Origin of the sequence: Pedococcus sp. 5OH_020 (genome assembly GCF_027812955.1) — a bacterium.
In the GTDB taxonomy this organism is placed as follows: Bacteria; Actinomycetota; Actinomycetes; order Actinomycetales; family Dermatophilaceae; genus Pedococcus.
The window spans coordinates 215,999-240,790 of sequence record NZ_JAPYZV010000007.1 but is presented as its reverse complement, the minus strand read 5'-3'; the positions used below and the strand labels follow the sequence as shown (position 1 = coordinate 240,790).

General features: G+C 69.4%; 14 protein-coding genes and 1 tRNA gene. 6 read left to right on the top strand and 9 right to left on the bottom strand.

The features are described 5' to 3' along the window. Nucleotides 1-25 precede the first annotated feature (25 nt). Genes PHA84_RS14755 through PHA84_RS14740 form a run of 4 tightly spaced genes read right to left on the bottom strand, consistent with a single transcriptional unit; the run spans nt 26 to nt 3,418 of the window. Nucleotides 26-430 (bottom strand): universal stress protein, encoded by a 405-nt coding sequence (locus PHA84_RS14755; RefSeq protein ID WP_270888881.1) that lies wholly within the window; start codon nt 428-430, stop codon nt 26-28. After that, entirely contained in the window at nt 427-1,257 is an 831-nt protein-coding gene (locus PHA84_RS14750; protein ID WP_270888880.1) for an ATP-binding cassette domain-containing protein, read from the bottom strand. Before PHA84_RS14750 ends, PHA84_RS14755 begins: the two co-directional genes overlap by 4 nt. Next, nucleotides 1,254-2,279 (bottom strand): ABC transporter permease, encoded by a 1,026-nt coding sequence (locus PHA84_RS14745; protein ID WP_270888879.1) that lies wholly within the window; start codon nt 2,277-2,279, stop codon nt 1,254-1,256. The genes PHA84_RS14750 and PHA84_RS14745 overlap by 4 nt, the downstream gene beginning before the upstream one ends. Before the next feature lie 2 nt (nt 2,280-2,281). After that, nucleotides 2,282-3,418, bottom strand: a complete 1,137-nt coding sequence (locus tag PHA84_RS14740) for a substrate-binding domain-containing protein (protein WP_270888878.1) — start codon at nt 3,416-3,418, stop codon at nt 2,282-2,284. Between the two features lie 155 nt (nt 3,419-3,573). Between PHA84_RS14740 and PHA84_RS14735 the strand changes: the two genes are divergently transcribed. Further along, nucleotides 3,574-4,569, top strand: a complete 996-nt coding sequence (locus PHA84_RS14735) for a LacI family DNA-binding transcriptional regulator (RefSeq protein ID WP_270888877.1) — start codon at nt 3,574-3,576, stop codon at nt 4,567-4,569. Nucleotides 4,570-4,854: 285 nt separating this feature from the next. On the opposite strand, the gene PHA84_RS14730 is transcribed toward PHA84_RS14735, so the two are convergent. Next, nucleotides 4,855-5,283 (bottom strand): hypothetical protein, encoded by a 429-nt coding sequence (locus PHA84_RS14730; protein WP_270888876.1) that lies wholly within the window; start codon nt 5,281-5,283, stop codon nt 4,855-4,857. A 170-nt stretch (nt 5,284-5,453) separates the two neighbouring features. Here PHA84_RS14730 and PHA84_RS14725 point away from each other — a divergent pair, with 170 nt between their 5' ends. The 4 genes from PHA84_RS14725 to PHA84_RS14710 all read left to right on the top strand — a co-directional run bounded on the left by PHA84_RS14725 (nt 5,454) and on the right by PHA84_RS14710 (nt 11,072). After that, on the top strand, nt 5,454-6,188 hold the full coding sequence (locus PHA84_RS14725) for a response regulator transcription factor (protein WP_270888875.1): 735 nt from the start codon (nt 5,454-5,456) through the stop codon (nt 6,186-6,188). Next, entirely contained in the window at nt 6,185-7,660 is a 1,476-nt protein-coding gene (locus PHA84_RS14720) for a sensor histidine kinase (protein ID WP_270888874.1), read from the top strand. Before PHA84_RS14725 ends, PHA84_RS14720 begins: the two co-directional genes overlap by 4 nt. A 75-nt stretch (nt 7,661-7,735) precedes the next feature. Then, the gene (locus tag PHA84_RS14715; RefSeq protein ID WP_270888873.1) at nt 7,736-9,802 is read left to right on the top strand and encodes a glycosyltransferase family 39 protein; all 2,067 of its coding nucleotides are present in this window, start codon (nt 7,736-7,738) and stop codon (nt 9,800-9,802) included. Nucleotides 9,803-9,812: 10 nt separating this feature from the next. Next, on the top strand, nt 9,813-11,072 hold the full coding sequence (locus PHA84_RS14710; RefSeq protein WP_270888872.1) for a glycosyltransferase: 1,260 nt from the start codon (nt 9,813-9,815) through the stop codon (nt 11,070-11,072). 72 nt (nt 11,073-11,144) lie between these two features. Here PHA84_RS14710 and PHA84_RS14705 read toward each other — a convergent pair. Both PHA84_RS14705 and PHA84_RS14700 read right to left on the bottom strand, forming a co-directional pair. Beyond that, a tRNA-Ser gene (locus PHA84_RS14705) sits at nt 11,145-11,234 on the bottom strand. Between the two features lie 101 nt (nt 11,235-11,335). After that, nucleotides 11,336-12,910: an LCP family protein gene (locus PHA84_RS14700; RefSeq protein ID WP_270888871.1), complete on the bottom strand. Its 1,575-nt coding sequence runs from the start codon at nt 12,908-12,910 to the stop codon at nt 11,336-11,338. Between the two features lie 195 nt (nt 12,911-13,105). Here PHA84_RS14700 and PHA84_RS14695 point away from each other — a divergent pair, with 195 nt between their 5' ends. Then, nucleotides 13,106-15,019, top strand: coding sequence for a penicillin-binding transpeptidase domain-containing protein (locus PHA84_RS14695; protein ID WP_270888870.1), 1,914 nt, complete (start codon nt 13,106-13,108; stop codon nt 15,017-15,019). 113 nt (nt 15,020-15,132) lie between these two features. On the opposite strand, the gene PHA84_RS14690 is transcribed toward PHA84_RS14695, so the two are convergent. Both PHA84_RS14690 and PHA84_RS14685 read right to left on the bottom strand, forming a co-directional pair. Further along, nucleotides 15,133-15,336 carry a cold-shock protein gene (locus tag PHA84_RS14690; RefSeq protein WP_056915917.1) on the bottom strand — a complete coding sequence of 68 codons (204 nt, stop codon included), beginning with the start codon at nt 15,334-15,336 and terminating at the stop codon, nt 15,133-15,135. A 388-nt stretch (nt 15,337-15,724) separates the two neighbouring features. After that, nucleotides 15,725-24,547: an OmpL47-type beta-barrel domain-containing protein gene (locus tag PHA84_RS14685; RefSeq protein WP_270888869.1), complete on the bottom strand. Its 8,823-nt coding sequence runs from the start codon at nt 24,545-24,547 to the stop codon at nt 15,725-15,727. Between the last annotated feature and the right edge of the window lie 245 nt (nt 24,548-24,792).

Here is a 24,792-nt window from a genome sequence, read left to right as displayed (position 1 = left end):
GGTATGCCCTGAGCCCCGCCCCTCCTCAGGCTGCCGGTGCCTTGACCGCCAGCACCGCGCAGGAGGCGTCGAGCAGCACCTGCTGAGAGGTACTGCCCAGGAGGAGCTTGCCTACCGGCGTCCGGTGACGCATGCCGATCACGATCAGCGAGGCGTCCTCTGTTTCTGCCACCCGCAGGATCTCGTCCGCGGCGGCGAGGCCACCGGTGGGTTGGACCACGTCGAAGGACAGACCCGTCCGCGTCAGCTCCGCCGTGATGGCGTCGATGTCCTCGGGCGTCGCGAAGATCGGGCTGGCGAAGTCGCCGTGGTGGCCGGTGTTCACCACCACGAGCCGAGTGCCGCGGAAGAGTGCCTCGTCCTTCGCGCGCTCGAACGCCGCTATGCCCTCGGGCGTGGGGATGTACCCGACGACGATGCTCTCGCTCACGCGGCGTCCAGCCGCTTGGCTCCGGTCATGATCGCGACGCCTTCCCCCATGTCATGGGTCTGCGGCGTGATGACCCCGGCGCGGCCGCCGAGACGTTGGATGTGGATGCGGTCGGCGACCTCCCAGACGTGGGGCATGTTGTGGCTGATGAGGATGATGGACAGGCCTTTGTCGCGGAGCTGCTTGACCATGTCCAGGACCATCCCGGACTCTTTGACGCCGAGGGCGGCGGTCGGCTCGTCGAGGACGACGACCTTGCTTCCGAAGGCGGCGGCGCGGGCGACAGCGACGGCTTGGCGCTGGCCGCCGGAGAGCGTCTCCACCGCTTGGTTCATGTTCTGGATGGTCTGGATGCCGAGGTCCTGGACGGACTGTCCGGCGCGGCGTTCCATGCCCTTCTTGTCGAGCATCCGGAAGATCGAGCCGAGGGGGCCCTTGCGGCGTTCCTCACGGGCGAGGTAGAGGTTGCTGGCGATGTCCAGGGCGGGGATGACGGCCAGCTGCTGGTAGACCGTCTCGATGCCTGCCTCGCGGGCGTCCTGAGGCTTGCGGAAGTGGACGGTCTGGCCGTTCATGGTGATCTCGCCGGAGTCCGCGACGTAGGCGCCGGTGAGGCACTTGATGAGGGTCGACTTGCCGGCGCCGTTGTCGCCGATGACCGCCAGTACCTCTCCCGGGTAGAGGTCGAGGTCCACCCCGTCGAGGCCGACCACGCGCCCGAAGGTGATGACCAGCTTGCGCGCCGAGAGCACGGGCTGCTGGGTGTAGATGTGCTCCTTGCCGGCCGGGGTGCCTCCGTGGGCGACCTCGAGGTCTGTCACAGTCATGCCTTGACCTTCCTGATCCACTGGTCGACGGCGACGGCCACGACGACGAGGATGCCGGTCGCGAGCACACGCCACTGCTGGTCGACGCCCATCTGGGAGAGCCCGAACTGCAGGGTCTGGACGATGAGGGCGCCGATGAGGCTGCCGACGAGCCGGCCGCGGCCGCCGAACAGGCTGGTGCCGCCGATGACGACTGCGGTGATGCTCTGCAGGTTGGCGTCCGGGACGGCGTTGGGGGTGGCGGCGCCGGCGCGGCCGATGAGGACCCAGGCGGCGATGCCGTAGATGAGGCCGGCCACGGTGTATACGGCCAGGAGGATTCGCTTGCTCGGGACGCCGGACAGGCGAGCCGACTCGGGGTCGTCGCCCACGGCGTACACATATCGGCCCCAGGCGGTCTGGGACAGGGCGAAGCCGACGACGGCGTAGATGATGACCACCACGACGATGCCCCACGTCAGCCGGAACGCGCCGATGCCGAACCCGTCACCGAGGAAGTTCAGCAGCCCCGGCAGGTGTGCGGACTGGATGCTCTCCCCGCCGGAGTACAGCAACGCGATGGCGGTGTAGATGCTCAGTGTGCCGAGGGTGACGATGAACGGTGGCAGGTTGATGCGAGTGACCAGCAGCCCGTTGAGAGCGCCCGCCCCCACCGCCAGCAGCAGTCCGACGAAGAGCCCCAGGACCCCCGGCATCCCACCGTCCTTGGACAGGGTGGCCATGACCATCATCGACAGCACCATGATGGCCCCGACCGACAGGTCGATGCCCGCGGTGAGGATGACCAGGGTCTGGCCCACTGCCAGCGCCGCCACGATCGCGGTCTGCTGCAGCAGGATGCCCATCGAGTTGGCCGTCAGGAAGGTCGGCGTCGCGACGAAGAACGCCACGAACGCGACGAGCAGCAGGAACAGTGGACTCAGCCAGGGCCGGCCGTGTAGCTGATGCTGGATCCGCTGGACCGGCGACTGCTGCCGCCGAGCGAACTCGGCGGCAGCAGAGGTGACCGTGGTGGCAGTCATGGTCAGTTGCCCCAGCAGATCTTGGCGCCGTCGTCGGCCGAGATGCTGTCGACGCCGTCCGCCTTCTTGTCGGTGACCAGGGCGACGCCGGTGTTGAAGAAGTCCAGACCTGGCGAGGTCTTCGGCTTCTCACCGCCGCGGGCGACCTTCGCGATCGCCTCCATGCCGAGCGTCGCCATCTTCAGCGGATACTGCTGGGCGGTGGCGCCGATGACGCCGCTCTTGACGCTGCTCACGCCGGCGCAGCCACCGTCGACCGAGACGATGAGCGCGGTCTTGTTGGCCGCCTTCAGTGCCGCGTTGGCGCCGACGGCCGTCGGCTCGTTGATGGTGTAGACGAGGTTGATGTTGGGGTTCTTGGACAGGCACTTCTCCATCGCGGTGCGCCCGCCGTCCTCGGCACCGTTCCCGGCCTCGTTGCACACGATCGTGTAGTCGCCGCCCTTGCCGCCGGTGTACTTGCCGGTCTTGGCCTCGTCACCGTTCTTCTTGGGGTTCTTGACATCGATCCCCATGCCCTCCAGGAAACCCTGGTCGCGGTTGTAGTCGACGGAGACGATCTTGTCGTTGAAGAGATCGAGGAGGGCGATGACTGCCGGCTTGCCGGCCAGCTGCGCCGCCGCCCACTGTCCGTCGAGCTTGCCGGCCTGACGGTTGTCCGTGGCGAAGGTGATGTCCACGGTGCTCGGCGGGTCCGGGGGTGTGTCGAGGGCGATCACGAACAGTCCGGCGTCCCTGGCCTTCTTCATCGCGGCGTTGACGCCGGTGCTCATCGGCGTGATGAGGATGCCCTTGTCGCCACGGGCGATCGAGTCCTCGATCGCCGTGATCTGGCCCTGGTCGTCGCCCTCCTGCTTGCCGGAGGCGACCGTCAGCTTGACGTTGTTCTTGCTGGCGTCGCCCTTCGCGCCCTTCTGCATGGCGACGAAGAACGGGTTCGTGGAGTCCTTCGTGATGAGGCTGACTCCGACCGTCTTCTGCCCTCCACCTCCGCCGCCGCTGCTCGCTCCGGCAGAGTCGGACGGGCTGCTGCGGTTGCAGGCCGCGAGGGTGACCGCGGTGGAGACCGCAGCGGTGATGGCCAGGGCGGTACGGCCTGCCCGACGGCGGCCACCGCTCTGGGGAAGCACTGCATACATAGGGGACTCACTTCCTGGGGCAGGCGCCCCGTATGACAACGTTGTCGCATGTGATTTCTACTCACCTATTGGCATGCTGTCAATAGTCCGCTACAAATAGTCACATGCCCTTGACATCGTTGTCAGGCCGAGATGGCCGGCGTCCACGCTCCACCATGCGCGACGTCGCGGCTCTTGCGGGGGTGAGCCTGAAGACCGTCTCGCGGGTGGTGAACAACGAGGCGGGGGTCTCCCCCGTGGTGACGGCCAAGGTCGAACGCGCGGTCCTCCAGCTCGGCTACCGGCACAACCTCGCCGCCAGCAACCTGCGTCGCGGAGATGCACGGACCTCGACGGTGGGCGCACTGCTCCAGGACGTCAGCAACAGCTTCTCCTCGAGCCTGCTACGCGCCCTCGAGGATGCCGCCCACCAGCGCGACGTGGCCATCCTCGCGTCCAGCCTGGACGAGGAGCCGAGCCGGGAGCGCACGCTGGTCGAGAGCCTGCTGCGCCGCCGCGTCGACGGACTCCTCATCATGCCGGCGACCGAGCGCCAGGACTACCTCGTGGACGAGGTCCGTGGCGGCCTCCCGCTCGTCTTCGTCGACCGTCGACCGCAGGGCGTCGACGCCGACAGCGTGACGGTCGACAACATCAGCGGCGCGCGTCAGGCCGCCCATCACCTGGTGGGCCAAGGCCATTCACGCATCGCCTTCCTCGGCGACCTGACCGCCATCCAGACGGCCGCAGAGCGCCTGAGCGGGTTCGAGAGCGGCCTCGCGGAACGCGACATGGTGCTCGACCCGCGGCTGGTGGTCACCGAGATCCGCTCGGATGCCGAGGCCATGGCTGCGCTCCTGGAGGTCCTCGCGCGTCCGTCGCCGCCGACGGCGGTGTTCGCCGCGCGGAACACCGTGGCGATCGGAGCCGTACGCGCCCTGCGCCACAGCGGCCTGTCCTCGAAGGTGGCACTGGTCGGCTTCGACGACTTCCCACTCGCCGACGTACTGGAGCCGGGCCTCACGGTGGTCAGGCAGGACGTACGCCGCATCGGGGAGGAGGTGGCGCGGCTGCTGTTCGCTCGCATCGACGGCGACGTCTCACCGCCGCACCACATCGTCATCACCCCGGAGCTCGTGGTCCGCGGGTCGGGCGAGATCCGTCCTCAGTGACCCTGGTTCGAGGTAGGCACGCCGGTGTTCTCCGGCGTCTTTACCTGGAACCGCAGGGGATTGGGGGCTCGACAGTGCCGGTGGCGGAACGCTGGTACGCCAGAGGTCGTATGCCGCCGCAGACAGGCACCGCGCCGAAGTCTTTGACCTGTGCCGATTTTTCGCCTTGGCGCGAGCTCTGGTACTTGCCTCGCCGCCCGAGCACCGAGGCGCCGTACCGGATCGCTGACCTCCACCACTGCGCGGGCCCGACGGGCAGCCGGCCGGAGTGGAGCCAAAGGGTGGTCATGTCGTGCTCGGGTCTTGAGAGGTGCTTCCCGGCAGCTGCGAGGTGGTGCCGTTCGGGCCTTGCTGGAGCTGTCCGCCCGGAGGTTGCTGGAACCGTCCTCGGGCGCCGCCTGGCCCGCCACGGCCGGGGCTGAAGCCGCCACGCTGGAACTGGGCCTGGTCTCCTTGGAACGACCCCGTGGGCACAGCCACGGCGGCGCCGGCCGCACCCACCGACGAGATGCCGATCGCGAGGGCCGCGGCGATCGCGGTCTTGCGCCCCGACCAGGTGGGGGGGTTGAGCGCAGGGGCAGACGTGGCGGCGACAGGCAGCGCGACCGGCGGTTCCGTGACCGGGGCGGTGGCGGTGGTCGCATACGACGTGCTGTGCGTGGTGGCCCACGTCGGCTCGACGGTCTCGTCAGTGCTGCTCACAGGGCTGGTCATGGGTTGCTCCGAAAGAGTGGGCTGGATGTCGTTCTCCGAGACTCCCGCCGAGCGCTGTGGGGTTCCTGTGGCCCCGGTATCGCGTCGCTGAGCATCGCGCAAAGCCGCCTCACAGCGTTCACACAGGAGGAGCCTCGCCACTGCCCAGGAATCCGGTGTTTGCTGAGCCCATGAACACGCAGCCCACCACCTCGTCCCGCCTCCAGCGCCTCGACGGCTCACCGGTGCGCGTCCTGGTCGTCGACGACGAGAGCAACCTCACCGAGCTGCTGAGCATGGCTCTGAGGTACGAGGGGTGGGACGTGCGCACGGCTGCGAACGGCGCCTCCGCGGTGCGCGTTGCGCGAGAGTTCCAGCCCGACGCCGTGGCGCTCGACATGATGCTGCCCGACTTCGACGGTCTCGAGGTCCTGCGCCGGATGCGCGCCGACTCCCCCCATGTCCCTGTCCTGTTCCTCACCGCCAAGGATGCCGTCGAGGACCGGGTGGCGGGGCTCACCGCCGGCGGCGACGACTACGTCACCAAGCCCTTCAGCCTCGAGGAGGTCGTCGCCCGCCTCCGCGCCCTGATGCGCCGTACCGCGGTGGTGGCGGACGAGGCGTCGTCGGTCCTGGCCGTCGGCGACCTCACGATGGACGAGGACAGCCACGAGGTGACCAGGGCCGGTCAACACATCCAGCTGACCGCCACGGAGTTCGAGCTGCTGCGCTATCTCATGCGCAACCCGAAGCGCGTCCTGTCCAAGGCGCAGATCCTCGACCGCGTCTGGAACTACGACTTCGGCGGTCAGGCCAACGTGGTGGAGCTCTACATCTCCTACCTCCGCAAGAAGATCGACGCGGGGCGCGAGCCGATGATCCACACGATGCGCGGGGTCGGGTACGTGCTCAAGCCGGCAGCATGAACCGTGCTGCCGCAGCGCCGGGCTCCATACGGGCGCGCCTCTCCCCGCCCACCTGGTCGCTGAGCACCAAGCTCGTCGCCACGGTGGTCGGGCTCTTTCTCGCCGTGACGCTGGCGACCGCCTCGCTGATCGTCGTGCTGCTCGACCAGTACCTTGTGGGGCAGCTCGACGACACCGTACGAGCGAGCGCGATGCGGCTCAGCGGAGGCCTGCGTGGACCCGACCATGCGGGGGACGGTGACGAGGTGCCGTTGGGCGGGCCCCCGGGAGCGGGTGGCGAGCAGCTGAGCCTCATCCTGGTCGACGGCACCGCCGTCCTCAACCGGGTCGAGCGGGGCGAGACCATCAGTGCCCTCAGCGGGGCCCAGATCGACCAGCTCAAGCAGGCCGGGATCGGCGGTACCCCCCAGACGGTGAGCATCAAGGGCCTCGGCGACTACGTCGTCGTGGCGGGACTCAACCGCCAGGGCCAGACGGTTCTGGCAGGTCTGCCCGCGGCGCCTGTGGCGAGGATCGTCAACCAGGTGACCACCCTGATCACCGGTGGCACCATCATCGGGTTCGTGCTGGTCGCGGCGGGCGGGACCTGGCTGGTACGCCGCAACCTCGCTCCCCTGCAACGAGTCGCCCATACCGCCAGCCATGTCGCCACACTCAAGCTGGACTCGGGCGACGTGGCCCTCGCCGAACGCGTGCCGGCCTTGGACACCGACCCGCGGACCGAGGTCGGGCAGGTGGGCCTGGCGCTGAACAACCTGTTGGACAACGTGGAGGGGGCCCTCCAGTCGCGCCACGAGAGCGAGCAACGCGTGCGTCAGTTCGTCGCGGACGCGTCACACGAGCTCCGCACGCCACTGGCGTCGATCCGCGGGTACGCGGAGCTCTCGCGTCGCGAGCGCGACCCCGTCCCGCAGACCGTGAGCCACGCCCTGTCCCGGGTCGAGTCCGAGGCGCTGCGCATGCAGGACCTCGTCGAGGACCTCCTGCTGCTGGCTCGGCTCGACGCGGGCAGGCCGCTGGACCGCGCGCTGGTGGACCTGTCCCTGCTGGCGGTGGACGCCGTCAGCGACGCGCACGCCGCCGCGCCAGGTCACCGCTGGGAGCTCGACCTGCCCGAGGAGCCGGTCGAGGTGACGGGTGACCACGCCCGGCTCCACCAGGTGGTGGCCAACCTGTTGGCGAACGCACGCACCCATACGCCCTCGGGCACGAAGGTCGTGACCTCGGTGCGGCCCGACGGGGCCTGGGTGCGGATCAGCGTGACGGACGACGGACCGGGGATCCCAGACCCCCTGCAGCCCAATGTGTTCCGGCGCTTCACCCGCGGCGACGACTCTCGCAACCGCGCTGGCGGCTCGACCGGTCTGGGGCTGAGCATCGTCGATGCGGTGACGAGGTCGCACGGCGGCCACGTGGAGCTGGACAGCACGCCGGGACACACCCGGTTCTCCGTCCTGCTGCCTGCTGCCTGACGCTCGGCCGCGCCTCATCGAGGCACCTCAGGATGGTCACAGCAACCGCACAGTGCGCCGCCCCAACGTTGAGTCATGGACACCCTGACCCTGCACCGCCAGGCGGACGACTCCGCCGCTCCCCTGCCTCGCTCCACTCCCGCCACGGCGAGGACCACAGCTCCCACACGGGTCCACCGCCTGTGGCGAGGGGTCGAGGGCGACCCCGAATGGGCCTGGCCCGCTCTGTTGGGCCTGCTGTTGGTCACAGGCCTCCTCTACGTCTACAACCTCACCTCGAGTGGCTACGCGAACTCGTTCTACTCGGCGGCGGCCCAGGCCGGCAGCACGAGCTGGGAGGCGTTCTTCTACGGCTCCTCCGACGCGGGCAACTCGATCACCGTCGACAAGCCGCCGGCGGCCCTGTGGGTCATGGCACTGTCCGTCCGGCTCCTCGGGCTCAGCTCTCTCGCGATCCTCCTGCCGGAGGTCCTCATGGGCGTCGGGACCGTAGCCGTGGTCTATGCGACGGTGCGACGGCAGTTCGGTGCCGCCGCCGGGCTGCTGTCCGGAGCTGTCCTGGCTCTCACCCCGGTCGCCGTCCTGATGTTCCGCTTCAACAACCCGGACGCCCTCCTCGTCCTGGTCATGGCGCTGGGCGCCTGGGCCACGATGAGGTCCATCGAGCGGGGCTCGACGAAGTGGTTCGCCCTCGTGGGCGCTCTCGTCGGACTCGGCTTCCTGACGAAGGCGCTGCAGGTGCTGCTCGTGGTCCCTGCGTTCGGGCTCGCCTACCTGCTCTTCGCTGACACGACCCTGCGTCGACGCATCACCGGCGCGCTCGTCGGAGTGGCGTCGATGGTGCTGTCCGCCGGGTGGTGGGTAGCCATCGTCCAGCTCGTGCCGGCAGGCATGCGCCCCTACATCGGTGGCAGCCAGGACAACTCGTTCCTGTCCGTCACCTTCGGGTACAACGGTCTGGGTCGGATCAGCGGTGCGGAGACCGGCTCCGTGGGCGGCGGGAACGGCTGGGGAAGCACCGGCATCGGGCGGATGTTCAGCGCGTCCCTCGGGGGCCAGATCTCCTGGCTCATCCCTTCGGCGCTGATCATGCTGGTGCTGGGTCTGGTCCTGCTGCGCCGTGCACCACGCACCGACGCCCGACGCGCGGCGTACGTCGTGTGGGGCGGCTGGCTCCTGGTGACCATGGTGACGTTCTCCTTCATGGCGGGCATCTTCCACGAGTACTACACCGTGGCGCTGGCACCCGCTGTCGCGGCCCTGGTGGGCATGGGGGCCACCCAGGCCTGGGAGCACCGCGGCAAGGCGGTGGGCTCTGTGACGCTCGCGACGGCCACCGCGGTGGCGGCCACCTGGTCCTTCGTCCTGCTGTCCCGCACGGAGTGGAGCAGCATCCTCAGGGTCGCCATCCTGGCCGCCGGTCTCGCCAGCGCGCTCCTGCTTCTCCTCGTCACGCAGCTCCACCGGCGGGCGGTCCCGCTCGTGCTGGCCGGGGCGCTCGTGGCGGTCCTCGCCGGGCCGGCCGCGTACAGCGTCGACACCGTGCGGACCCCTCACACGGGCTCCATCGTCACTGCGGGACCGGCAACCGGGCGCAATGGCCCCGGCGGCGCGGGTATGCCTCGCTTCGGCGCCGGTGGGACGCTGCGCGGCGGCGCGCTCCCCGGTGGGACGCTGCCCGGCGGGACGGCCCCGGGTGCACCCGGGACGGGCGCCTCGCCGGGCGGACTCCTCGACGCGAACACGCCCAGCACGGAGGTGGTGTCAGCCCTCAGCGCAGACGCCGGCTCCTACCGATGGGTCGCAGCAGCCATCGGCTCGCAGAACGCGGCCGGCCTACAGCTCGCGACAGGGCTGCCGGTCATGGCGATCGGCGGGTTCAACGGCAGCGACCCCAGCCCCACGCTGACGCAGTTCCAGCAGTACGTCGCGGCCGGCGAGATCCACTACTTCGCCGCCAGCGGTGCAGGAGGGGGACGAGGCGGCATGGGCGGCATGGGCTCGAGCGGCACGGGCAGCGAGATCTCCACCTGGGTGGCGGCGAGCTTCGCCTCTGCCACTATCGGCGGCTCGACCTTCTACGACCTCACCCAGCCCCTCGCGTCAGCCTCGGCCGCGGCGACGACCACGCAGACCACCTGAGCGGCGCGCCATGACCATCACTCCCGTGCTCGATGTCGTCATCCCGGTCCACAACGAGCAGCACACCGTCGGCGCCTGCGTCCGCCGGGTGCACCAGCACCTCGTGCAGACGTTTCCCTACCCCTTCAGGATCACCGTGGCGGACAATGCGAGCACCGACGGGACCGCGGGGGCCGCCTCGATGCTGGCCACCGAGCTGCCGGGCGTCGCGCTGGTCACGTTGGCGGAGAAGGGCCGGGGACGGGCGCTCAAGGCGACGTGGCTCGCCTCGGACGCGCCCATCCTCGCCTACCTGGACGTCGACCTCTCCACCGACCTCGACGCTCTCTGGCCGCTGGTGGCCCCGCTCATGTCGGGGCACTCGGACCTCGCCATCGGGTCCCGTCTGGCGCACGGCTCGCGGGTCGTCCGCGGGGTCAGGCGAGAGGTGATCTCGCGCGGCTACAACGCGATTCTCCGAGGGGCCCTGGGGGCCAGGTTCTCGGATGCGCAGTGCGGGTTCAAGGCGATCAGGGCCGATGTGGCCGCCGAGCTGCTGCCCCTGGTAGAGGACCCGACCTGGTTCTTCGACACCGAGCTGCTCGTGCTGGCGGAACGCTCGGGCCTGCGGATCCACGAGGTGCCAGTCGACTGGTTCGACGACCCCGACTCACGCGTCGACCTGGTGAGGACGGCGCTGGAAGACCTCCGAGGGGTCCGGCGGCTACGTCGTTCCCTTGCCTCCGGGGCCCTTCCCGTGGCTGCCCTGGCTGCCCGGATGGGGCGTACGGCGCCGGGCTCGGGAACGTGGCGTCAGCTGAAGCGGTTCGCCGCTGTGGGGGTGGCAAGCACCGTCGTACACCTTGGGCTGTTCGCGGCGCTGAGCATCACGCTCGGCTCCGCTCAGCTGGCCAACCTGGCGGCCCTCCTGGTCGCCACGCTCGCCAACACGGCGCTGAACCGGCGCTGGACCTTCGGCATCCAGGGGCCCGGGGCAGCGGTGCACCAGCTCCAGGGACTTGCGGTGTTCGCGGCGACCTGGCTCGGGACGGCGGGCGCCCTGGGGCTGCTGCATCTCCTGGCCCCAGGCGCGACGACGCCTTGGCAGACGGGCGTGGTGGCGGTGGCGACCGCGCTGTCGACGGTCCTGCGGTTCGTGGCCATGCGGTCCTGGATGTTCCGGACGGTGACCACACCTCGGCACCCGGCCAGCACAGCGGCCCCCACTGCGGCCTCCACTGCCGCCTCCACTGTGGCCAACAAGGCCTCCAGCGCCGTGGTGACGCGCTGACACCCCGGCCGAACCACCGGCCCAACACCGAAGTGGACCCCGACGAGAGAGTCGGGGTCCACTTCGGGTCGGCGGAGGCGGAGGGATTTGAACCCTCGATGGGCGATAAACCCAAACCGCATTAGCAGTGCGGCGCCATAGACCGGACTAGGCGACGCCTCCACGCCGGACCGACCAGTCGACCCGAGCCCGCACAGGGTATCCGGAGGCTGGCAGCCGGGGCAAAGCGGTCCGAGGCACGGCGCCGGCACCGGCGGACGCGATCAGCTGCAGATGTCCTGGTTCGCAGTCCTGGCGGCGATCGTCTCCGTCGACTTCGGCGTCGTGGCGGTCACGGAAGGCTTGGGCAGCGGCTGGTTTCCGGAACGGTTCGGCACCGCCACCGCCGGTGGCGAGCCCAGCCCCATACTCAGCTCCACCGTGGAGCCCAGCAGGTCGTCCTGGCGGATCTGGGCCCCCGGGTACACCGCCGCCACCGTGCGCGCGGCCTCCTTCATGCCCGCGCCATACCTCACCACGACGCCACGGGTGGGCGCACCGGTGCCCGTGACATAGGAGGAGACCCTGAACCCCTGCACCTCCAGCTCGGCAGCGGCTTGCTTGGCCAGGCCGGGTACGCCGGAGTCGTTGCTGATCCGGACCTGGATGCTGCGCGGAGCGACCGTCAGCGGCGCCGGCGTCGCGGTCGCCGTAGACGTCGTGGTCCCCGAGGGTGCCTTGGTGCCAGGCAGCGGCTTGTCCTCACGGATGGCCGTCCAGATGGTCTCCGCGGCGGGGGTCCACTGCACACGGTTGGGGTCCGGCGCATACGTCGTCGTGGGCAGCTTGACGAAGCGGATCTGGTCCGTCCCGATCCTGGCGACGCTCTGCGCGATGTCCTTCATCTCCCCCACGCCGAGATCGGTCGTGGTGGCCTTGGTGGCGGCGTCGAGGAACCTGAAGAGGCGGTCCGGGCGAAGCAGCATCGAGGACCTCGTCGCCTCCTGGATGACGGAGGACAGGAAGGCCTGCTGACGGTCGATCCGGCCGAGGTCCGACCCGTCACCGATCGTCTTGCGGACCCGCACGTACCCGAGCGCCTGCTTGCCGTTGACCTTCGTCTTGCCAGCGGGCAGTACGAGGTGGCTGTCCTTGTCGTCGATGGGCGTCGGGGTGCAGACCGTCACCCCGCCCAACGCGTCCACCATGTTCTGGAAGCCGCGGAAGTCGATGACGACGTAGTGGTCGACGTAGATGTTGGTCAGGCCCTCGAAGGTCCTGATGGTGCACGCCGGGCCACCGAGCGTGAAGTTCTGGTTCCACTGGCGCATGACGCCGTTCTGGACGGTGTCGTTCTTGTTCTTGCAGTCCCGGGGCGCCTTGGTCATGGAGTCCCTGGGGATGGACACCACGATCGCCGACTTCCGGTCCGCGGAGAGGTGGACCACGAGGTTGGTGTCGGAGCGCGCACCCGTCATGCCGTACTCGGTCTGCCCCTTGCCCAGCTTCGTCCCCGCGCGGCTGTCCGACCCCATGACCATCATCGTCAGCGGTGCCAGGTTGGTCACGGCGTCGGTGGTGGCGTGGGGGGTCGGCCGCTGCCCCAGAGCGTTGGAGAGGTCGAGTCGGTGGATGTTCCCGTTGAGCTTGACGTATGCCGCGACGGCAAGCACCAGGACGACGACGACCAGGGCGGCGACGGCGATGAGGGCCCGACGTAGCCACGGATGCCGGTGCCCCTTCCGGGCACCGGCGGTGTCCCGCTGGGCGTCCTCGGACGAGGCAGCCGGCCCCCCGGCACCGGTCTCCCGCTCCGGACCGGTCTCGGCCGGCGTAGAGCCCGTGGTGGGGTCGCTCACGTAAGACCTCTCTGGTGTGGACGTCCACCCTCGAGGTGGCCGGCGGCAGCCCGCCCGGGGTGAGTGTACGGGCGCGGCCTGAGCCTTTCCGCCTGGTGGCTCTCTTTCACAGACGTCCGGGAGGGCGGTTTGGTTGCTTCAGGCGCACCAACCGCCCAGACAGCCGCCCTGTTGCCGGTGTTGTTGGATGGTTCCATGACGCGGCGTGGACTCATCGGGGCCCTGACGGCAGCAGCTCTGGCCGTGGCGGCCGCAGGCGGCGTCTGGTGGCGGCACACCGAGTCGGAGCGGGAGGCGGACCGCGCAGCGAGCTCGCAGATCGCCCGCTTCGCGCGCGCCTGGCAGCAGCGCAGCTTCACCGGCGCCGGGCTTCGGTTCAGCGGCACGACGCCTGCTGCCGTGCAGGCAGCCTTCACGGCGACCACCGCTGGCCTGGGCAGTGGGCCGCTCACGGTCACCGCCGACAGCGTCCGTCGTAAGGCAGAGTCGGCGAGCGGTACCCTGCACGTCCGCTGGACCCTGGCGGGCGGCGTGCCGTGGTCGTACGCCGTCCCGGTGCGGGTCGTCGCGGGGACGCAGGGGTGGGCGGTTGCCCTCCCCACGGCTGGCTCGCCATGGCATCCGGAGATCGGTCCCGCGGACAAGCTCACCGCGACGAGGACGTGGGGTCGGCGGGGTGATCTGCTCGACCGGGACGGCCGTCCCCTGATGCCGCTGGGAAAGGTGTACCCCGTGCAGCTGGACCCCAGCAGAGCCACCCCGCAGGTCGCCGCCCAGCTGGAGGGCATCGTCGGCGAGCCGGCCGGGTCCCTGGTCGCGAAGCTCAAGGCGGCGCAGAAGGCAGGCAGCAAGGCGCCGCTGCCGGTGATCACCTATCGCCAGACCGACTTCGACCGGCGGAAGGCCGCGCTGGATGCGCTCACCGGCGTCGTCTATCCGTCCCGCGCGCAGCCGCTCGCCAAGTCCAGGACGTTCGGGCAGCCGCTCCTGGGTTCCTTCGGGCCCGTGAGCGCGGAGCTGGTCGCCTCGGGCAAGGGCCGGTACACGGCAGGCGACTACGCAGGGACGAGCGGCCTGCAGGGCCGCTACGACGAGACGCTCGGGGGTACGCCGGGCGTCCGGGTGACGTCGAGTGCGCACCCGGACGTGCCGTTGTTCGCCAAGGAGGCGGTGCCCGGCCGCGACGTCGACACGACGCTGTCCCCGCAGGTGCAGGATGCGGCCGAGTCGGCAGTGAGGTCGACCGGCGCGGTGCCTTCGGCGCTGGTCGCGGTCGACGTGAAGACCGGAGATGTACTGGCATCGGCCAACTCCCCCGCCCTGGGCTTCGACCGTGCCGTCAGCGGCCACTACCCGCCGGGTTCTGCCTTCAAGATCGTCACGACGTACTCGTTGCTGAGCCAGGGAAAGGTCTCGCCCCAGACGCCCGTGTCCTGTCCGCAGAGCTTCGTCGTCGACGGGCGGCGGTACAAGAACTACGAAGGGGAGTCGCTCGGGCAGCCGGACTTCACGACGGACTTCGCCCACTCCTGCAACACCGCGTTCGTGGCGCTCTCGACCAAGCTGGGCGACGACGACCTGGCCAAAGCGGCCACCGCGCTTGGCCTGACCGGCTGGGCACGGACCGTGGGCGTCGGCAACGCGTTCGACGCGGCCGTCCCCGTCAACAACGGCAAGACGGACAAGGCGTCAGCCGCCATCGGACAGGGCCGCAATGTCGCCTCGCCGTTGGCCCTGGCCGTCCTGGCGGGAAACGTAGCCAGAGGTTCAGCCATCCCGCCGCTGGTGGCGACCGACCCTCGGGCAGCTGCGGCGGACCGCACTCCCACGCCCCTGGACGGCGCGGTGGTGGCACAGCTCCGTGAGCTGATGGGAGAGGTGGTCTCACGTGGAACGGCCACGGTGCTTCGGGGTACGCCGGGCGGGCCGGTGCGTGGGAAGACGGGCACGGCGGAGTTCGGCTCCAAGAACCCGCCGCAGACGCATGCCTGGTTCGTCGGCTACCAGGGCGACGTGGCGTTCGCCGTGCTTGTCGAGGAGGGGAAGAGCGGTGGAAGCGTGGCAGCCCCGGTCGCCAGGAGGTTCCTCAGTGCGCTGAATGCCGGGTGAGACGGAACGGAATGCCGAGGGAGACAGAACAGAATGCCGAGGGAGACAGAACAGGGCCCCCATCCTGACGATGGGGGCCCTGCGCTGAAGACTGTGGTTGAGCAGTCCTCGGGTCAGATCGGGCGAACGGCGTCAGCCTGGGGACCCTTGGGTCCCTGGGTGACCTCGAACTCCACGCGCTGCGCCTCGTCCAGCGAGCGGTAGCCCGAGGAGTCGATCGCCGAGTAGTGGACGAACACGTCCGGGCCGCCGCCGTCCTGGGCGATGAAGCCGAAGCCCTTCTCAGCGTTGAACCACTTAACGGTTCCCTGTGCCATGGGGTAACTCTTTCTTTTGTAGCCATTGGGAATCCGCACTTTGCGAAGCCCCAGGTGCCGTACACAACCCCACCGGCGAGACATGCCCGCCTCAGATGAGAAAGGCCCGCTCTGTGGTGCTAGGGCGGGCACTTCGTCGACCTGTGAGGAACTGCTTGGTGCAACCGCGACAGACGCTAGCACGCCCCCAGCGGTCGCGGGAGGCACCCCACGTTCAATTTTCCGGCTGCATCGCACCCAGGGCCCTTGACGCACTGACGGGGTGCGGGACGGTCACCTGCACCGCCCGCACCCCGCAGCACCCCCGCGCGTTATCGCTGCGGTGTCACCACCGCCGCGACCACGGGAGGCCCGGCCGCCGGTCCGGGCCCCCCGTGTGCTTCGCCCCCTACTTCAGGCCGATGTTGACGAAGTACGTCTGCCCGTCGTCGAGCGTGACGCCCACCCGCCAGTAGCTACCGGCCTGGGTCTTGTCGGTCTTCCAGTTGAACTGGTACTGCGTGCCGTCCCAGACGTACGTGGCTCCGGTGGTCGCCGTGTCGGTGGTGGCCGTCTCGTTCACGGCCGCCGCCGTCGTGCTGACCTTGACCGGGGCGAGCCACTTCGGCGCCGAGCCCGCCTGGATGACCTGGCCCGCGGAGTTCTTCAGCTGGAACTTCATCGGGATGGTCTGCCCGGCGTTGAACACGCTGGTGGACAGGCCGGTCTGGTGGGCGGTGTCGTTCACCGGCTGCAGGAACAGCGTGGTGCCGTACCCGTAGACCACGGTGTAGGTCGCCTTCGCCGTGCCCGTGTTGCCCGCCTTGTCGGTGGCGGTCGCCGTGTACGTGAAGGTGCCCACGCCGTTCGCGGTGCCGCCGGTCCTGGTGCCAGTTGCCGGTGCGGCCAGCCCACTGGTGCCGTCGGTGGCGCTCGCCGTGGCGGTCGGGACCGCACCGATGACGTACTGCGCGCCGTCCTTGACCCCGCCGATGGTCACGCTCGGGGCAACCGTGTCGACGTTGATCCCGCCGACGGTGGTGGTGCCCTTGTTACCTGCGTTGTCGACGGCCGTGCCCGTGGCGCTGTTCGCGCCCTGGGCGGCGAGGGTCGCGTCCGGCTGGCAGCTGGCGATCCCGCTGACCGCGTCCTTGCAGTCGAACTGCACGGTCACGGGGCTGCTGTACCAGCCAGCGGCGTTCGGGCTGGTGGTCGCCTTGCCGGTGATCGTCGGCGCGGTCTTGTCCACCAGGACGGTGGCCGTGCCGGCTGTCTCGGTGTTGCCCGCGTTGTCGACGCTCCAGTAGGAGACCTTGTGGGTGCCCTCGCTGGTGATGCTGACCGAGGTGCCGGCCTGCTGCGCACCGCCGTCGACCGTGTAGTACGTGCCCGCCACACCCGACAGGTTGTCCGTTGCGCTGAGCTTCACGGTGACGTCGGTGCTCTGCCAGCCGCTGGGGGCGGTGGCGTCGGTGCTCGGGGCGTGCCGGTCGATCTTGACGCCCTTCACTGTGGTGCTGACCGTGTTGCCGGCCTTGTCGCTCACCGAGGCGCTGGTCGACAGGGCGCCGCCCTCGCTGGTGATCGTGCTGTCAGCCGGGGTGGCGCCGTCGATCCCGGACAGGGCGTCGCCGGCGGTCCACTTCACGGTGACGTCGCCGTTGTACCAGCCGTTGCCGTTCGGAGCCGTGGTGACGGCACCGCTCAGGGTCGGGTCGGTCTTGTCGACGTTGACACCGGTGATGCTGAAGGCGTCGCTGGCGTTGTCCGCGGCGTCGGTCGCAGTGCCACCGGCGCTCTGGTTCGCGCCCTCGCCCAGGGTCTTCGCCGCGGGGCAGGACAGGATGCCGGAGAGGCCGTCCTGGTCGGCGCACTTGAACGTCGTAGTCACGTCCGCCTTGAACCAGCCGTTGGCGTTCGCGTCAGCCGAGAGCGTGCCGGTGACAGTGGGCTTGGTCTTGTCGACGTTGACCGTCGTCTCGTCCGTGGCGCTGTTGCCCGCCTTGTCCGTGGCCTTCCCCTCGACCTTCTGGGCCGCGCCCTCGCCCTTGGTGACGGGGTCCGTGCAGCTGGCGATGCCAGATCCGGAGTCGGTGCAGGTGAAGGTGACGGTCACGTCGCTGTTGTTCCAGCTCCGCGTGTTGGCGGCCGGTGCCTGCGTGTGGCTGATGCCGGGAGCCGTCTTGTCGATCTTCACCCCGATGTTCTGCTGCGCCTCGACGTTGCCGGCGACGTCCACGCTCCACACCTGGAGCGTGTGGACGCCCTCAGTGTCGATCGTGACGCTGGTGCCGATGGCGGCCGCGTCCTTGTCCAGCTGGTAGTGCGTGGCGGCCACGCCCGAGAGGTTGTCGCCGGCGGTGAGCTTGACCGTGACGGCGCTGTTGCTCCAGTCGGAGACGTCCGAGACTGTCGTGGTCGGCGCCGTCCGGTCGATTTTCACCGGGGCGCTCTTCGCGGAGGTCACGTTGCCGGCCAGGTCGCGGACCGAGGTTCCAGCGGTGAGGGCGGTGCCCTCGCCACCGATGGTGCTGTCGGCTGGTGCGGCGCCGCCGTCAAGGCCCGAGAGGGCGTCCGCGGCACTCCACTTGACGGTGACGTCGTCGTTGTACCAGCCGGCCCCGTTGGGGTCGGCGGTGGCGGCGCCGCTCAGTGTCGGGGCCGTCTTGTCGATGTTGATGGGACCCACGGTCGCGTTCTTGCTGTTGCCAGCCGTGTCGGTCGCCGTGCCTGTGACCGACTGTGCCTTGCCCTCGCCGAGGGTGGTAGGCGCGGGGCAGCTGGCGATGCCGGACAAGGTGTCGCGGCAGCGGAAGCCGACCGTCACGTCACCGGCGTACCATCCGTTGGCGTTGGCAGCCCGGTCGGGGCGACCGCCGATCCGCGGTGCCACGGTGTCGATGCTGACCGTGGCGTTGTCGGTGAAGCTGTTGCCAGCGTTGTCCACGGCGGTGCCGGGCACAGCCTGGTCCTGCCCGTCGGTGCTGACCTTCGCGTCGGGCGAGCAGGTCGCCACTCCGGAGAGCTTGTCGTCGCACTGGTAGGCGACGGTGACCGGGGTGTTGTTCCAGCCCTTGGTGTTCGGGGCCGGGGTGACGGTGTGGCCTACGGTCGGCGCGGTGAGGTCGACCTTCACCGTGGCGGTCTGTGCTGCCTCGGTGTTACCGGCCTGGTCCACGCTCCAGTACTTCAGGGTGTGGACGCCCTCGGTGTCGATCGTCAGCGAGGTGCCCTTGACGGCGTCCCCACTGTCGACCGCGTAGTACGTCGCGTCGACCCCGGACAGGCCGTCGGCCGCCTCGAGGCTGACGGTGACCGTGCTGTTGTTCCAGCCGGCCGGCGCGTCGGCGCCGGTCGTCGGGGCAGTGCGGTCGATGTTGACGGCGGCGCTGTCGGCGGTGGTGCTGTTGCCGGCCTTGTCGGTCACTGTGGCGGTGTCCTTCAGGCCGCTGCCCTCGCCCGTGATCGTGCTGTTCGCCGGAGCCGAGGCGATGCCGGAGCGCTCGTCGGCAGCCGTCCAGTCGATCGTGACGTCGCCCTTGTACCAGCCGTTGCCATTAGCGGCGACGGTCGGCCTGCCGCTCAGGGTCGGAGCCGTCTCGTCGACGTTGATGCCATCGACGGTGGCGCTGGCCGAGTTGCCGGCCACGTCCACTGCGGTGCCCTCGAGCGACTGGCTGGTGCCCTCCCCGAACGTCTTGTCGGGGGTGACGCTGTAGATCCCCGAGAGGGTGTCCTTGCCGTCGAAGTGGACGGTGACATCGGTCTTGTTCCAGCCGTAGCTGTTGGCGCCCGGGGTGCGGCTACCGGTGATGGTCGGCTTGGTCTTGTCGAGGTTGACGGTGGCGCTGTCGTCGGCGGTGTTGCCGGCGGTGTCCGTGGCGCTGCCGTCGACTCGCTGAGCGGCACCGTCGATGGCGACTGTCTGCGGCCCCGTGCAGCTGGCGATGCCGGACAGCCCCACCTGGTCGGCGCAGTCGAAGGTGACGGTCACGTCGGCCCTGTTCCAGCCCCTGCCGTTGGGCTCGGGTGCCTGGCTGTGCGTGATGGTGGGCGGAGTGCGGTCGATCCGCACGTCAACCGTCTGCTTCTTCTCGGCATTACCAGCCTTGTCGACGCTCCAGAAGCTGACCGCGTGAGCCCCCTCGGCGGCGAGCGTCACCTCGTTCCCGGTCTGCTGCGCACCCGAGTCGACGGTGAAGTAGGTGTGGTCGACCGTGGACAGGCCGTCGGTCGCCGTCAGCTTCAGCGTGACCTCAGTCCTGCTGACCCAGCCGTCGGGCGCGTCAGCGGTGGTGGTCGGGGCGACCCGGTCGATCTTCACCGTCGGGCTGCTAGTCGTCGTGCTGTTGCCGGCCTTGTCGGCCACCGTCGTCGTGGCCAGCAGCGCGTCGCCCTCACCGGTGATGGTGCTGTTGGCAGGAGCTGAGGCGACGCCGGACCGGTCGTCCGCGGCGGTCCACTCGATGGTGACGTCGCCCTGGTACCAGCCGTTGTCGTTCGCGGGCACGGTGGGCTTGCCACTCAGGGTCGGCGCCGTCTTGTCGACATTGATGCCGCCGACCGTGGCGCTGGCAGAGTTGCCGGCCGCGTCGACCGCGGTGCCCTCGAGCGACTGGTTGTCGCCCTCACCGAAGGTCTTCGGGGCGGTGACGCTGTCGATGCCTGACAGGGTGTCCTTGCCGTCGAACGAGGCTGTGACGTCGGTGTTGTTCCAGCCGTAGCTGTTGGGGGCCGGGGTACGGCTGCCGACGATGGTGGGCTTGGTCTTGTCCAGGCTCACGGTGGCCGGGTCGGACGCCGTGTTGCCAGCATTGTCGGTCGCGGTGCCCTTCACCGGCTGCTTGGCACCCTCGGCGGTGACGGTCTGGGGCGCGGTGCAGCTCTTCACACCCGACAGACCGGGCTGGTCGTCGCAGGTGAAGGTGACGGTGACGTCGGCGTTGTTCCAGCCGTTGACGTTCGCCGCCGGGTTGAGCGTGTGCGTGATGGTGGGGTCGGTCTTGTCGATCTGGACCGTGACGGTCTTGGCGGCCTCGGCGTTACCGGCCTTGTCGGTGCTGCCGTAGGAGATCGTGTGCGTGCCCTCGGTGGTCAGCGTGACCGTGGTGCCCGTCTGGACGTCGCCGCCGTCGACGGCGTAGTGCGTGGTGTCGACGCCGGACAGCGCGTCGTGCGGCGTCAGGGCGACGTCGACGCTGCTGTTGACCCAGCCGCTCGGGGCGGACACGTCGGTGCTCGGCGCGGTCTTGTCGATCTTGACCGGCGCGCTGGTGGCGCTGGTCGTGTTGCCGGCCTTGTCGGTGACCGACGCGGACGCGGTCTGGCCCTCACCCTCGGTCGACAGGACCGAGTCGGCGGGCTTGTCGCCGGCCAGGCCGGACAGGGCGTCGTCAGCGGTCCAGGTCTGCGTGACGTCGGTGTTGTACCAGCCGTTGCCGTTGGGCTTGGTCGTCGGGCCCACGCTCAGCGTCGGCGCGGTCTCGTCGACGTTGATGCCGCTCAGCGTCGTGCTGTCGCTGTTGCCGGCACTGTCGATGGCCGTGCCCGTGACGGTCTGGCCAGCGCCCTCACCGAGGTGCTGGGGGCCGGTGACGGTGTCGATGCCGGACAGGGCGTCCGTGCCGGAGAAGGAGACGGTGACGTCGTGGTCGTACCAGCCGGCCGTGTTGGCCTTCCGGTCCGGGGCGCCGGTGATGACCGGAGCGGTCTTGTCCAGGTTCACCGTGGCGGTGTCCGTGGCCGTGTTGCCCGCCTTGTCGGTCGCCGTGCCGTCGACCTTGTGGCCCTTGCCCTCTGTGGTCACCTTCTGCGGTGCGGTGCAGGTGGCGATGCCCGACAGGTCCGCCTGGTCGGCGCAGGTGAAGGTGACGGTGACGTCGGCGTTGTTCCAGCCGTTGCCGTTCGCAACGGGCGAGAGCTTGTGCGTGATCGTCGGGTTGCTCTTGTCGATCAGTACCACGACCGTCGTGGCGCCTTCGACGTTGCCGGCCTTGTCGGTGCTGGCGTAGGAGATGGTGTGCGTCCCCTCGGCGGTCAGGGTGATCGTGGTGCCGGCCTGCTGGGCGCCGCCGTCGACGCTGAACTGCGTGCTGTCGACACCGGAGAGTGCGTCGTGTGGCGTCAGGGTGACCTCCACGCCGGTGTTGACCCATCCGCTCGGGAGGGCGACGTCGGTGCGTGGGGCGGTCTTGTCGATGTTCACCGGCTCGCTGGTAGCGCTCGTGGTGTTGCCGGCCTTGTCCGTCACCGCAGCAGAGGCGCGCTGGCCCCGGCCCTCGGTCGACAGGACCGAGTCCGCCGGCACCGGACCGGCCAGGCCGGACAGGGCGTCGTCGGCGGCCCAGACCTGGGTGACGTCGGTGGTGTACCAGCCGTTGTTGCCGTTCGGGCCGGCGGTTGGGGCCGCGCTCAGCGTCGGCGCCGTCTTGTCCACGTTGATCCCGCTGACCGACGCGGTGGCGCTGTTGCCGGCGTTGTCGACCGCGGTGCCGGTCGCGCTCTGGTTCGCGCCCTCAGCGAGGTGCTGCGGCCCGGTGACGGTGTCGATGCCGGAGAGGCCGTCCGTGCCGTCGAAGGAGACGGTGATGTCGGCCTTGTACCAGCCGGCAGGGTTGGCGGCCCGGTCGGGAGCGCCGGTGATCGTGGGCGCCGTCTTGTCGAGGTTGACCGTCGCGGTGCCGGTGACGCTGTTGCCAGCGTTGTCGGTCGCGGTGCCGGTCACCTTCTGCGCCTTGCCCTCGGTGCTCACGGTCCGCGGGACCGTGCAGTCCTTCAGGCCGGACAGCGCGGTCTGGTCCTCGCAGGCGAAGCTGACAGCGACGTCGGTGTTGTTCCAGCCGTGCACGTTCTGGTCGGGCGACTGGCTCGGGGTGATGCTCGGCGAGGACAGGTCCACCTTCACGGTGAAGGACTTCGCGGCCTCGGTGTTGCCGGCGTTGTCGACGGAGTAGTAGCTGACGCTGTGGACGCCCTCGGCGCCGACCGTGACGGTGTTGCCCTTGGTCGGCGTGGTGGCGCCGTCGACGGCGTAGTAGGTGCTGTCGACGTCAGAGAGGTTGTCGCTGGCCGACAGGCCGACGCTCACCGGGGCGTTGACCCAGCCGCCGGGGACCCCGCTGGGGGTGGTGGTCGGCGCGGTGCGGTCGATCTTGATGCCGTCGACCGTCGCCGTGGCGGTGTGGCCGGCCTTGTCGCTGATGCTCGCGGAGGCGGAGCGGTCGGAGCCTTCGCCCTTGACGACGGAGTCGGCCGGGCAGGCGACGACGCCGGACAGGTTGTCGGCGCACGTCCAGTGGACGGTCACGTCTCCGGTGAACCAGCCCTTGGCGTTCGGCGTGCCCACGACCTTCCCGGTGAGGGTCGGGGCGGTCTTGTCGACGTTCACGACAGGGGTGGTTACCGAGGCGCTGTTGCCGGCTGTGTCGGTCGCGGTCGCGGTGTCGGTCTGGGTCGCGCCCTCGCCGAACGTGTGGGCCCGATCCTGGGTCTTGACGCCCGACAGTACGTCGGAGGCGGTGTAGGTCGCGGTGACGTCGTCGCCGTACCAGCCGTTGGCGTTCGGGGCCGGGAGCGCGTCCACTGTGATGACCGGCTTCGTCTTGTCAATGCTGACGGCAGCCGGGTCGGTGGCGGTGTTGCCGGCGTTGTCCCTCACCGAGCCGGTGACCGTCTGGGTCCTGCCTTCGGTGGTCACCGTCTGGGGAGCGGTGCAGCTGGCCACCCCGGACAGCGCGTCGGAGCAGTTGAACGTGACCGTGACGTTGCTGTTGTTCCACCCGTCTCCGTTGGCGGCAGGGTTCTGGGTGTGGCCGATCGTCGGCGAGGTCTTGTCGATACCGAAGGAAACGGTGTGGGCCGCTTCGGTGTTGCCTGCGAGGTCAGTGCTCCAGAACTTCAGGCTGTGGTTCCCCTCGGCGGTCACCGGCACGCTGGTGCCGGCGGTCTGCGCGCCGCCGTCGAGCTGGTAGAAGGTCTTGTCCACGCCGGAGAGCCCGTCGTTCGGGACGAGGGTCAGCGTCACGTCGGTCTTGTTCCACGCCGGGGGCGCCGTGACGGTGGTGTTGGGGGCGGTGCGGTCGATCTTGACCGCGGCGGACTGGGCGTTGGTGGTGTTGCCGGCCTTGTCGGTCGCCGTGGCGCTGGACGTCAGGGCCGTGCCCTCACCGGTGATGGTGCTGTTGGGAGGGTTCGTCGTGCCGGAGAGGGCGTCGGCCGCCGTCCAGGCGACGGCGACGTCGCCGTTGTACCAACCGGCTCCATTCGCCGGGGTGGTGGGGCTGCCCGACAGCGTCGGGGCGACCTTGTCGATGCTGATGCCGCTCACGGTGGTGCTGGCGGTGTTGTCCGCGTTGTCGGTGACCGTGCCGGTGACCGACTGGTTTGCTGCGCTCCCCGTGAGGGTGGTGGGGTTGCTCGAGGTCTTCACGCCAGAGGTCGCGTCAGCGGGAGCGAACGAGACCGTCACGTCGGTGTTGTTCCAGCCGTTCGCGTTCGCGGCCGGGGTGCGCGAGCCCGTGATGGTGGGGGCGGTCTTGTCGAGCTTGACGGTGACCGGCGAGCTTGTGGCCGTGTTGCCGACGTTGTCCGTGACCGTTGCCGTCTTCGTCACAGTGCCGTCGATTGTCACGGTGTCGGTGGCGGGGGTGACGGACTTGACGCCCGATCCGCCGGTGTCAGCTCCCGACCACGTGACGATCACATCAGACTTGTTCCAGCCCGCGCCGTTTGGCGCGGGGGTCAGCGCGCCCGTAGCGGTAGGTGCCGTGTTGTCCAGTACATAGGAAGGCTGGCCGGCGTACGTCTCTCCCTGGTTCGCTACGCACTTGTCCTTGCCGTTGCTGTTCTTGAAGCCGATGACACTGGTTACGGGCACCAGTCCATTCCCTGAACCGGCGGTGAATTCAGGTAGACCGCCACTGAAGACAAAGTCGGCAGTCCCGGTGCGAGTTTGTTCCACGACTCCGTTTCCGATGGTCACCCTCACGCAGGAAGTGTTGGCGTCGGCGCGCACAGTAAGAGTCAGCGCCGCTCCCTGCTTGGCGTAGACGACACCGTCTGTGGCTGTGTAGCTTCCGCCGCTGAACACTGCGCTAGTAACCGAGGCTGCTGCGTTGGCTGCGGGGGCCATCACCCCCAGTCCGGTGAGGACCAGGGCGGTGGCGCCGAGCGCCGCCGAGAAGCGGCGACAGCGGCCAGCGACGAACAGTGTGCGAGAGGGACTAGCGACCATGACACAACCTTGGGAAGAGGAAAACGAGTCGTGTCCAAGTGAAGGGCCCGCAGCTGAAGGGGCATAGATCCGGACAAGCGCGACGCCCGAACGGCACGACGCGCGAAGACGAACAGCCCTGCCCTTCTAGGGAGTTCGGTTGATGAACAAAGTGGACTTGCGTCCCAGTAGGACCACTTGCCTTCACCGAGTGGCGAGAACGGGCGCTGAACAGTGCCGACGCGGTTGTTCTACGAAGGACAGTG